The 908-nt window shown below is 68.5% G+C and carries 1 protein-coding gene and 1 pseudogene; one reads left to right on the forward strand and one right to left on the reverse strand.

Going from position 1 to position 908, the window contains the following annotated elements; translation table 11 throughout:
• Positions 1–219, forward strand: a pseudogene (locus B3605_RS21435) (hypothetical protein); the annotation flags it as partial.
• Between the two features lie 28 nt (positions 220–247).
• Here the strand turns inward: B3605_RS21435 and B3605_RS21440 are convergent.
• The coding region (locus B3605_RS21440; RefSeq protein WP_296435948.1) for an adenylate/guanylate cyclase domain-containing protein at positions 248–908 on the reverse strand (661 nt) is incomplete at its 5' end.

The raw sequence follows: 908 nt of genomic DNA on the forward strand, positions 1-908 counted from the left end.
GCCGGCGCGGCAGGGTCCCCTGCCGGCGATGGTGGCCAGGGCGGCGCCGGGACCGGGGCTGGCAACGCCGTCGGCTCGGGCGGACATCGTGGCGGGTGGCATGGCCGCAACGGCGATCAGAATGGTGGCTGGCAGGGCGGAGGCTGGAACGGCGGCGGTCGCCATATGCATGACCGTAGCGGCGGCGTTAATCACGACAACGGCGGTAGTGGCGACTAGGCCGGTGTCATTCCAGTAAATGCGATCCTCACGACGCCTGCTCCGATAGCGGGGCCGGGACTTCGGTCGGTATTTCCCTGAAATGGTCGCCTCGGCGGGCGAGGCGGCGGTAGAACTCCGGCAGTGTCGCCGGGTAGGGCTGCGCCCGCTGCCGGACACGAGCGAGCAGCTTGCGGCTGTCCGTTGAGCGGGTGGCGAAGGCTTCGACCAGGGCCTGATGCGCGGTTTCGAGAAGGGCAAAGGTCGCGGACAGGCCGACGGTCTCGTCGCCCAGCGTGGCGTAGAGACGGGTGCGGGTGCTCTTGCCCTTGAGGCCCAGCGAGCCGGCGTCGAGCAGGGCGAAGTGCGGCAGGGCCGCGGCTGTCGTCTCGGACACCAGGATATCGAAGCCGACTTCCTTGCAGCAGCCCTCGATGCGGGCCGAGACATTCACCGCGTCGCCGACGGCGGAATAGTTGAAGCGGCTTTCGGCGCCCATGTTGCCGACGCAGGCAAGCCCCGTGTGGATGCCGATGCCGATCCCCACCTTGTATTCTTCGCCGAAGCCGAAGGCGTCGGTCGCGTTCAGCGTCGCCAGCGTCTCGCGCATGGCAAGGGCGGCGCGCACGGCCTTGGCGGGATGGTCGGCGACATCGACGGGCGCGTTCCAGAAGGCCATGATGGAATCGCCGATGAACTTGTCGAGCGTG

Origin of the sequence: Rhizobium sp. UBA1881 (assembly GCF_002338015.1) — a bacterium.
Classification (GTDB): Bacteria; Pseudomonadota; Alphaproteobacteria; order Rhizobiales; family Rhizobiaceae; genus Rhizobium.